Source organism: bacterium, assembly GCA_040757115.1.
Classification (GTDB): Bacteria; UBA9089; CG2-30-40-21; order CG2-30-40-21; family SBAY01; genus JBFLXS01.
Genome location: JBFLYA010000131.1, coordinates 1 through 10,607, shown reverse-complemented (window position 1 = coordinate 10,607; position 10,607 = coordinate 1). Strand labels below are relative to the sequence as shown.

Genomic DNA, 10,607 nt, shown 5'->3' with positions numbered 1-10,607 from the left:
AGTAAATTTCGTGTCTTCACACTATTTCTACTATCGGCAAAAGACCTTTCTTTATTTAGCTAATTCGTGCCAAAAACTTCTATCATATTGAGTCCTATCCAAAAACTTGAACATCGAGTAATAGAAATTTATGGAAATTTGTTGTTTTCCACAATCAATTTCTACCTATTTCTATAAATTTCAATCTATTTCTATTATCTTATCTCCATATCACTCTTATCTCCTTATCCCCTTTCTTACACTTTTGATATATAGCCTGAACGGTTACAAAAAATCCGTGTTTCATCTGTGTCCATCCGTGGCTGAATAGTTACTTTTATTCTAATTTAATTGTAATGATTACCGTGCCCCAATCTATTCTTTTAATATCCGACGGCAGTTTATAGAATCGCCATTTATAGACCGCAGATTGGGCTAATCGGTCAATCTCCGCATAACCAAAGGATTCATCTATCTCGACCTTATCAATAGAGCCATCCGGTAGAACCCAGATTTTTAATTTTCCCTTGATGGATTGTCCACTTTTTTCTAACCAATAAGGGATTTTAAACTTTGGTTGATATAACACCTTTCTTTCACCAGCCGGTCCACCAATATGAATATAAGGACCTATTGTTTCACCATCTTTTTTCCCTTCCTGAGGAGGAAGAATTGAACTTACCTGTGTATCTTTTTCACCAGTAGAGATAATTTCTTGTGGGGTAGTTGATTTCGGCACAGGCACTTCGCCATGAAAATCATCTATTTTAGTCCCTCCCGGGGCAGAAGGAAGGGGTGTTATTATCTCTTTTACTTCTTGTATTCCGGTTGATTTAATTGGAGGAGGAATTATAGGTTTTTTAATCGCTTGTGGTAAGTTTTTGACCTTTAAACGAGGTTTTTCTTTAACGACTCCACTAATTTTTTTCGTGATTTTAGGTTTTAAAATTTCTGGTTTTGGTTCTTCTTTTTCTGGAAGTCTTACAATTGAGATTTCGATTGTTTTAAATAAAGGAACAGGGGGGTGGAAGGTAATAAAGAAAAAAATTATGACTATGCAGATATGAAAGGTAGTAGAAATAATTAAAGAACGATTGAATACAGTGTCATAGTGCATATTTTTGCCTCTTCTGGGATAAGCGAGGGGATTCGAACCCCCAGCCTAAGGAGCCACAGTCCTTCGCTCTGACCATTGAGCTACGCTCACCATATTTTCCCTTATTAATAATAAGTATATCACATTACCGCATTATTTGTCAAGGATTTTTTGGGGTATTCTTATTAGTTGACAATTGTAATTCAAAATGCTATAATTCTTTACAAGATAAATGAGACAGATTTTATTCCTTTTAGTCATTAATTTAATCCTCGTTGGTTGTGCTTCTTCGCCGCAGGTGCCTGTTAATGTAAGTGAAGAATACCGTGATGATACCTTATCTCAATGGACTTATCGTCGCCATAACCTCCAGTTTCCACACGGGATTGCGATAGATAAAGAAGATAATATCTATATTGCGGATACCAATAATCATCGAATCTGTAAATTTAATAAAAATGGTGATATTATTATGAAACTGGGCAGTATGGGCACAGAAACAGGTAAGTTTAAATTCCCTTACGGCGTAGGAGTAGATTCGGTTGGTAATATTTATGTGGCGGATACTAATAACTACCGAATACAAAAGTTTGATAGAGATGGAAATTTCCTGCTAACTTTTGGTCAACCTGGATTTGAAGAGGGAGAGTTTGACCGACCTTATAGTATCTATGTTGATAAGAATGATAATGTCTATGTTGTCGATACCTATAATCATCGGATACAAAAATTTACCTCAACTGGAAATTTTACCATTCAAATAGGTAGTGCTGGAACCGGGGAGGGACAGTTTAGGTATCCCTCAGGAGTAGATGTAGATTCCTTAAGTAATATTTATGTGGTTGATATGGGCAATAATCGAATTCAAAAATTTAGCCCCACGGGTTTATATCTTCATAAATGGGGTAAATTTGGAAGTAGTGAAGATGGAGATTTTAATCAACCACAAGGGATTTGTTCGGATGCCTCTGATGATATTTTTGTGCTTGATACCGATAATCACCGAATACAGAAATTTAGCCCTTTTGGAAGTTTTATCCTTAAATTTGGTAAGTTTGGTTCTGCGGATGGTGAGTTCAATCAACCAACTGGTATCGCCAGAAACTCTGCAGGAAATCTTTATGTCGTAGATACCTATAATCACCGTATTCAAAAATTTACCTCAACGGGTAGCTTTATTCTTACTATCCAGTAGAAATAAACATAATTCCTTATCAACTTATCAAACTTTTGTAACCGTTCAGGCTATATATCAAAAGTGTAAGAAAGGGGATAAGGAGATAAGAGTGATATGGAGATAAGATAATAGAAATAGATTGAAATTTATAGAATTCGAAAAATGTTGCGAAGCAAAAATAGGTAGAAATTGATTGTGGAAAACAACAAATTTCCATAAATTTCTATTAATTTCAATTTTTTTAATAATATCTCCCTATCTCCTTAATCTCCACATCTCCTTTTGTTACACCACCTGAACGCTTACAAACTTTTTTCTTGACAGCAGAAGAAATTTATGATAAAAATATTATATCTTCCCAAAGTGAGGTGTAAAAAATGAGAAGATTTTTAATCTGTTTATTATTAATAGGGCTAAGTATAAATGTTTGGGCTCAGGATGAGATTAAAATTTATGACCAGGCAGTTAATTCATTTAACAAAGGTGATTTTAATGAGGCAAATAAATTTTGCCAGAAATACTTAGACCTTCATCCGTCTGGAGAAAAAGTTTCTGATATCCAATTGCTATCAGCAGAATGCGAATACCAACTCCGAAATTTTTTAAATGCGGCAATGCTTTTTGAAAAAGTGGCAGATTTATACCCGGGGTTAGAAATGGCAAAACAGGCATTAAGTCGAGCTGGTGAATCTTTCCAAAAACTAGGCGATTATGCCGGTGCGAAAAGGGCATTTACTAAAATTAAAACACGCTATCCAGATACCCCGGATGCAAATTACGCAGAATATAACCTGTCAGAATTAGAAAAATATCTCCCTTCTAAATCTGTAACAGCAACAGCCACTACACAGCAACCGACTATTCAACAGACTGAAACTGAAGAAGAATTGTTACAAAAGGCGAAAGCATCTTATGAGGCAAAGGATTATCAACAGGCTATTTCTTTATTTAGAGATTTCCTGACGAAATTTAAAACAAGTAATTTTGCTCATTACGCTCAATTGAAAATAAGTGAATCTTTCTATTATCAAAATAAATTCGAGGAGGCATTAAAAGAATATAAAAAGGTTATCACAAATTATCCTGAAAGTAAATATATTGATTATTGCTTATATTCTATTGGCTGGTGTCAATACCGATTGGAGAATGACCAGGAGGCTATCGCTTCATTTGAGAAATTAATAAAAGAATATCCAAAGAGTAAATATGTTGATTCTTCTCAAAAGGCAATTGAGAAGATTAAAGCAGAGTATGAAGAAAAACAGGCAAAAGAATTATTAGACCAGGCTAATTCTCTTTATGCCGATAAAAAATACAAGGAATCTAAAGAGAAAATTACCAGATTGATTAATAAATATCCTGATAGCAAACTAATAAATGAGGCTAAAGGATTATTGTCAAAAATTAATGAAGATTTAGTGGTTACTTCATACAAAGAGGCACGCACCATATATGACCGAGGAGAGGTAGCACTAAGACAAAAAAATTATGATGAGGCAATCCACGAATTTAAACGAGTAATGTTTGAATTCCCTGAAAGTGAATATGCTAAATTAGCCGAAAAAGCAATGACCTTGATTGAAGAAGAAAAAGATTACTTACAGGCTAAGAAGAAATGGGAGGAATCAACGAAACTTTATGAAGAGGAAAAATTGGCTAAGGCAAAAGAGGGATTTAAAGAAATTGTCACCGAATATCCAAAGACTGAGTATAAAGAAGATGCCCAGAAAAAACTATTAGAAATAGAAACCAAAGAAAGTGAAGATGAGGCTTATAAAATATATAAAAAAGGACTTACTTTGATGAAAGAAAAAAGCTATCCTCTGGCAATAAATACCTTTCAACAAATTATCACTAACTACCCCAATACTGAATATGCTACATTGGCTCAATCTGGAATTAATGAGGCAGAAGAAGCAATGAAAACCGACCGAGTTAAACGCAAATTCGATATTGCCCTTCGATATTATGCCTTAGGTGACTATAAGAGTGCAACAGAATGGTTTGAAGAGATAAAGGAAAATTATCCGAATACGGAATATGCTAAAAAGTCAGAGGAAAACTTAGTCGCTATTTCAAAAAAAGGAACGCCAAAGAGTGCCGAAGAAGAGTATAATCTTGCCCTTCGCCTTTATGAACAGGGAAATTTACAAGATGCGGCTTTACAATTTAAAAAAATAATAGATACCTATCCTGACACTAAATTTGCTAATACATCTAAAGAATTACTGACCACTGCCGAAAATAAACTAAAGGATGAACAATCAAAAGTCCTTTATGATACTGCCCGTAGAACTCAAGAATATGGTGAATATAACTCGGCAATTACTCAATATGATAAACTTATTAATGAATATCCGGATAGTTATTGGAGTCCCTATGCTATCTACGGAAAGGCAGAAACATTTTATGCAATGGGAGAATTTGATAAGGCTAAAGAACAGTGGCAAAAGGTCGCAGATAACTTTCCTGCCTCTGATTTAGTCCCGCATGCCTTATATCATATTGCAGAATGTGAGGAACAGGCAGGTGAATATCAAAAAGCCGCTTTAATTTATGAAAAACTCCAAAAAACCTATCCGACAAGTATCTATGGTAAAGGTGAATTATCTGAATTAATTAAGGATAAAATCGCCCTATTAAAGGGTAAAATACCCAGATGAGGGCAGATAATAACTAAACTTTGGCAAATTTGCAAACTTCTTTGAAAAACTTAAAACTAAAAATCGTTGATAGTTTATAGTTGATAGTTGTTAGTGGAAGGACTATACACTATAAACTATACACTATAAACTATACACTATAAACTATAAACGAGTTTTGCATTTTTAGTTTTAAATTTTAAGTTTTTTCCTGTCGTCTCTTATATTTTTTGCCAAAGTTTAGATAATAAGCCTCGATAGTATATTTTACTTATGGAAATAATCATTATTGGCTCAGGAACGGCTATCCCTACTTTAAAACGGGCATCGCCGGCTATATTTTTAAAGATTGAAAATCAAAATATCCTCATTGATAGTGGTTCTGGAACACTAAGGAAATTATTAGAGGCACAGTTAGATTATTTAGAAATTGATTATCTACTTTACACCCATCTTCATCCAGACCATACGATTGATTTTGTCTCATTCCTTTTTGCCTACAAAAATCCAGTACGATTAAGAGAAAATGACCTGAAAGTAATCGGACCTGTTGGGTTTAAAGATTTCTATGATAGACTACTTAAAGTATATGGTGATTGGATTACCCCACAAAGTTATAATCTCTTCCTTACAGAAGTGCGTGATAATGAGATTGAATTTGATAATTGGCGATTAAAGACAATGCCTATCATCCACAGTGAAAATAGTGTTGGTTACAGATTCCAGACCAAAGAGGGCAAAAGTGTAACTATCTCTGGTGATACAGATTATTGTCCGCAGATAGTTAAATTGGCTCAAAACACGGATTTATTAATTTTGGAATGTGCCTTTCCTGATGAGATTAAGGTTGAAGGACATCTTACACCTTATTTTGCCGCTAAGATTGCCAGTGAGTCTAATTGTAAAAAATTAGTCCTGACCCATTTTTATCCTTTATGTGATGATTATGATTTAGCCGCTCAATGCAAAAAGCACTACTCAGGCGAATTTTTATTATCTGAAGATTTGATGAGATTAAATCTTTAATGTCTTAAGGCGTAATACGTCAGTTATTTGGGGGAATAAACATTAACCTGCGGAGGACAGAGCAATGAAAATAGTAGGCAAGTAGGTAGTAGGTAAGTAGGAAAGGGATAAAGGATGTGCACGGTATTCCTCTTCTGGGGGCAATGTCTCCCCCTTTCCTACTTTCCTACTCTCCTACTCTCCTACTTCCTACTTTCAGGAGAATCCCCCATTTCACTGACCATTACCTTAAGGCTAATCTTTATCCGCTTTTTAAACACATCATAGGAATGTGAAGTTAAAGACTGTTTAATAAAAAAGCCTGGTCTGAAGTAAAATTTTTTATAGGCAAGTTTTAATAGCGTTATCAGTTCATCGATATTTTGATGTAACGGAAATTCCAGATTAGAATCAAAGAAAAGATTTAGATGCCTGTAATAATGAGATAGACTGGTTTCTTGTGTCCACATAAGGATTTTTGAACCCTCCGGACCTAGATATGGAAGATTAAGCAGAAAATTGACAAAATCAGGATTAATTTTATTAACAACTCTGAGAGTCGCCTGAACATCTTCTTTTGTTTGTGCAGGTAATCCAAGGATAATATCTACAGAACTGGTTATTCGGACATCCTGAGTGACTTTAATAGCGTATTGGATTTGCTTTAGAGTAATTTCTTTTTTTAAAAAATCTAACATACTCTGCACACCACTCGTCATTTCATAATGAATCCAATGACAACCTGCCTCCTTTAATTTTAATACCAGACTATAATCGATATTATTGGCTCTGGCGTTAATCCGCCATTTAATCTTTAGATTCCGTCTTATGATTTCGTCGCATAGTTCAAAAACCCGTTTGCGATTAAGTGTGAACACATCATCAACAAAGATAAACTCCTGAATACCTAATTTTAAACATTCTTGTATTTCATTAACTACATTCACACTGCTTCTTGTTCGAAAACTCTTACTAAATGCAGGCAAATGACACTCAAGACAATCATAAGGACATCCCCGACTACTTAATATCGTGGTAAAAATCGTGTTTGAATTAATCGTGTATTTTTTGTATGGAGTCATCTCCCGAGCCGGATAAGGTAAAGAATCAAGATTGAAAATTACCTCCTGGGAAGGACTGTGAATAATTTGACCATTCTCTTTATAAATTATACCTTTTATCTGACTTAGATTATGAAAAGAATTTACTAATTGACTAAAAACAATCTCTTCTTCACCAATAATTAATGAATCAATACAGGGTAAATTAATTATTTCTGGAAAAATATGAGTATGAGGACCGCATAAATTTATATGGATAGAATTGTCTATTTCTTTTATTAGTTTAGCGACATCAATCGTTTCTAATAATGTGTAGATAGTTGTTTTGATTCCAATAATATTTGGGGATTTAGCTATTATTTCCTGACGAATGTCCTCATAACTCAGATTTAAGACCTGTGCATCCAGAATTTCTACATCATAATCTTTCTTCAAACAAGCCGCAATAGACATCAAATCCAGTGGAGGATAGTATTTTGGCACCTCTTCGAAGACAATTAAGGGGGAATCCTGTGTTTTCATTTTAGGTGGAGAGATTAATAAGATTTTCATCGTAGATTAACTATATCACAAATAATTCTACTTTGCAACTATTTTTTAGTTGACATTATAAAATGAATATTATACAATAAAAGTTGAGGGATGAGTTCAAGGATTAAAATTTTACCAGAGGAAATTGCGAATAAAATCGCCGCAGGTGAAGTGGTGCAAAGACCGGCATCTGTTGTCAAGGAATTAGTCGAAAATTCACTTGATGCCAAAAGCACAAAAGTTGTGGTTGAAGTGATTGATGGCGGAAAAAGTCTCATCCGAGTCTCGGATAATGGCGAGGGGATGAGTAAAGAAGACGCTGTATTAGCTTTTGAGCGATTTGCTACAAGTAAAATTTCTACTGCAAAAGACTTAGATGCAATTTGTTCTTTTGGTTTTAGAGGGGAGGCATTACCCAGTATTGCCGCTGTCTCTCAAATCAAACTTATTACCCGACCCAAAGAGAGTATTTCTGGCACATCAGTCAAACTTGAGGGTGGTAAAATCAAAGAGGTAACCGAAATAGGTGCGGCAATAGGCACGGTAATTGAAGTTGAAAATTTATTCTTCAATACCCCGGCTCGAAAAAAATTCCTTAAAACTAATATCACCGAAATCGCTCATATCAATGATGTTGTCTATCAAAATGCACTCAGTCATCCGCAGGTTTCATTTAGATTAATTCATAATAATCAGGAGATAATCAATGTTGCCGCCAGTTCGGATTTTAAAGAAAGAATACTTCACTTTTTAGGAAAAGAATTATCACAAGACATTTTGCCGATTGAATTTAAAAGTAATCTGCTTGAAGTAAGTGGTTTTTTAGCCAAACCGATTCATACCCGTCCTGATAGAAATCTCCAATCTATATTTGTTAATTACCGTTATGTGATGAATAAAACTGTTACCCATGCTATTTATCAAGGGTATCATACATTACTTCCTAAAGATAAACACCCCATCGTTATAATTTTTATAAACATCGCCCCTGACAAAGTAGATGTAAATGTTCATCCCACAAAACGGGAGATACGATTTCATAATGAGAATGAGGTGCATAATTTATTGGTAGAGGCAATCCGAAACACCCTATCCAGGGCGAGTTTAATACCTGATGTCCGACCTCCTGAAGTTCAAACACAGTGGGTCAAACCTCAACCAATGATGCAACAGGAAATACCTCTTCCAGATTACACAATTAAACAAACACCTACTATGACGCCACCCTCACCACTAACCATACCTCCCCTACCCTCTCCTCACTTATCACTTCCTGCTGAATTACAGGTTATTGGTCAGGTATTTAATACCTATATTATTGCTCAGGGTAAAGAGGATATTTTTATCATTGACCAGCATGCGGCTCATGAACGAGTCCTTTATGAGAAATTAATGAAGGAAGCCATTGATGAACGGATTTTACCTGCACAAATTCTACTAATCCCCATTACCCTTGAGACGGATTATAAAGAGACAGCGGTTCTGGTTCAAAATCTACCTATTTTTAATTCATTAGGGTTTGAGATAGAAGAATTTGGACAGAATTCATTTATTGTTCGTTCTGTTCCCGCCGCATTAGAAAAAGGAGAGCCCAGGGAGTTAATTTTTGAACTTATTTATGAAATTCAAACAATAGAAAGGAGTAAGACACCTCAAGAAATTCGAGAGAAGATACTTATCTCAATGAGTTGCCACTGTGCCATAAAAGCTGGTGATAAATTAGTTCAACAGGAAATAGAGGCATTGATTTTACAATTATCACAAACACAATTACCTTTTACCTGCCCACACGGCAGACCAGTAATAATCAAGATGAGTTTAAATGAACTGGAGAAACGATTTATGAGAATTTAAGTAACAAGGGTTTGATGCTTCAGGTGAAATCAGGCTGAAGCCTGCGGCTACCAGCCTTCCCGAGTCCCGAACCCCAAGTCCCGAGTCCCGATTTTCAGGGGAAACGGACATGCCCCTCCAAGGCACAAATGACGATGAAAATTAAGGGACTCGGGATTCGGGAATAAAAGAATCCCCTAACCTCTTAATCTCCCGCCAGTGGGGAGATAAAAAAATAAAAATCTGTGTAATCTGCGAAATCTGCGGATTATTTTCAGGAGAACCAGGCATGAACCTGCGGTTCACAAACGAGGATGAAAATTGAGCATAGAGATTAGAGATTGGAGATTAGAGATTAGCAAGAGTGCAGGTTCTAATTCACTAATTCTCTAATCTCTAATTAACTATTTTCAGGAGAGATACAATGTTAGAACCAACTTCAAAAACTAAATTTAACCATGCCCTTTTAACTATTCGAATAGTATATTTTGCCAATATCCTTTCGTTGATTATTTATCTGTTTATCCCAAATATACTTCACCACTTCTCTTTTGAAGGTTTAGTTAAATTCAAAGAATTTGACTGGCTTAAAAACATACTTTATTTAATCTCTGCTTTAACCATAGTGGTTATTCTTATCCTGAAAAGGTTTTTAGATAATTCCGGTAAAATTCCATTAACATCAGAATCTAAAATTGATGAAATTATAAGACCATTAATCTCGGGAAACATCCTTATCTTTGCTTTATGTGAAACCATTGCTTTATACGGCCTTGTTTTATTTTTAATAGGTAGCCTGTTAGGAGAATTTTATTTTTTAATCGGGCTATCTTTTGTTTTATTCCTTATTTGTTTTCCGAAACAAGAGAAGTGGCAAAAAATTGTCAATCAGTTTCTGGTAGCGTAACTGTTCACCGCAGAGGCACAGAGACGCAGAGAAAAAATTAAAATTTATTGGTAACTATTCAGCCACAGATGGACACAGATGAAACACTGATTTTATTTTTTTATCCGTGTTAATCAGTGGCTGAATAGTTACTTTATTTCTATGTCTTCTCTGCGAACTCTTGCGTCTCTGCGGTAAAGGACTACTTGAACGGTTACCTGGTAGCCGATTGAAAGCCTGTTGACAAAGTATATTTTTTGTGATATAGTAAACTAAACTTTTGCGTTTTTTAGAGAGTTGTCAACACAGAATCAATAGATTTTCCGGTTTTGCCTTGTTGATAACTCCAGATTAAAAGCTCTTTGAAAAACAGTTGTCTGACCCAATTGCAAATTTC

At 35.0% G+C, this 10,607-nt stretch carries 9 protein-coding genes and 1 tRNA gene; 6 read left to right on the top strand and 4 right to left on the bottom strand.

Annotated features, from left to right (window positions below; genetic code table 11):
- Positions 1-130 precede the first annotated feature (130 nt).
- Positions 131-310, top strand: coding sequence for a hypothetical protein (locus tag AB1422_12010; protein MEW6620037.1), 180 nt, complete (start codon positions 131-133; stop codon positions 308-310).
- Positions 311-316: 6 nt separating this feature from the next.
- Here the strand turns inward: AB1422_12010 and AB1422_12005 are convergent, their stop codons facing one another.
- Both AB1422_12005 and AB1422_12000 read right to left on the bottom strand, forming a co-directional pair.
- Positions 317-1,096 (bottom strand): TonB family protein, encoded by a 780-nt coding sequence (locus AB1422_12005; GenBank protein ID MEW6620036.1) that lies wholly within the window; start codon positions 1,094-1,096, stop codon positions 317-319.
- 14 nt (positions 1,097-1,110) lie between these two features.
- Positions 1,111-1,186: transfer RNA gene (locus tag AB1422_12000), tRNA-His, on the bottom strand.
- A gap of 121 nt (positions 1,187-1,307) precedes the next feature.
- Between AB1422_12000 and AB1422_11995 the strand changes: the two genes are divergently transcribed.
- The gene (locus tag AB1422_11995; GenBank protein ID MEW6620035.1) at positions 1,308-2,270 is read left to right on the top strand and encodes a 6-bladed beta-propeller; all 963 of its coding nucleotides are present in this window, start codon (positions 1,308-1,310) and stop codon (positions 2,268-2,270) included.
- Positions 2,271-2,289: 19 nt separating this feature from the next.
- Here the strand turns inward: AB1422_11995 and AB1422_11990 are convergent, their stop codons facing one another.
- Entirely contained in the window at positions 2,290-2,469 is a 180-nt protein-coding gene (locus AB1422_11990) for a hypothetical protein (GenBank protein ID MEW6620034.1), read from the bottom strand.
- A 160-nt stretch (positions 2,470-2,629) separates the two neighbouring features.
- On the opposite strand from AB1422_11990, the gene AB1422_11985 reads away from it, so the two are divergent.
- On the top strand, positions 2,630-4,915 hold the full coding sequence (locus tag AB1422_11985) for a tetratricopeptide repeat protein (protein MEW6620033.1): 2,286 nt from the start codon (positions 2,630-2,632) through the stop codon (positions 4,913-4,915).
- A gap of 252 nt (positions 4,916-5,167) precedes the next feature.
- Positions 5,168-5,920, top strand: a complete 753-nt coding sequence (locus AB1422_11980) for an MBL fold metallo-hydrolase (GenBank protein MEW6620032.1) — start codon at positions 5,168-5,170, stop codon at positions 5,918-5,920.
- 182 nt (positions 5,921-6,102) lie between these two features.
- Here the strand turns inward: AB1422_11980 and AB1422_11975 are convergent, their stop codons facing one another.
- The gene (locus tag AB1422_11975) at positions 6,103-7,512 is read right to left on the bottom strand and encodes a radical SAM protein (GenBank protein MEW6620031.1); all 1,410 of its coding nucleotides are present in this window, start codon (positions 7,510-7,512) and stop codon (positions 6,103-6,105) included.
- A gap of 90 nt (positions 7,513-7,602) precedes the next feature.
- On the opposite strand from AB1422_11975, the gene mutL reads away from it, so the two are divergent.
- Positions 7,603-9,345: a DNA mismatch repair endonuclease MutL gene (mutL, locus tag AB1422_11970; GenBank protein ID MEW6620030.1), complete on the top strand. Its 1,743-nt coding sequence runs from the start codon at positions 7,603-7,605 to the stop codon at positions 9,343-9,345.
- A gap of 403 nt (positions 9,346-9,748) precedes the next feature.
- Positions 9,749-10,231, top strand: a complete 483-nt coding sequence (locus tag AB1422_11965; GenBank protein MEW6620029.1) for a hypothetical protein — start codon at positions 9,749-9,751, stop codon at positions 10,229-10,231.
- Positions 10,232-10,607: the final 376 nt, after the last annotated feature.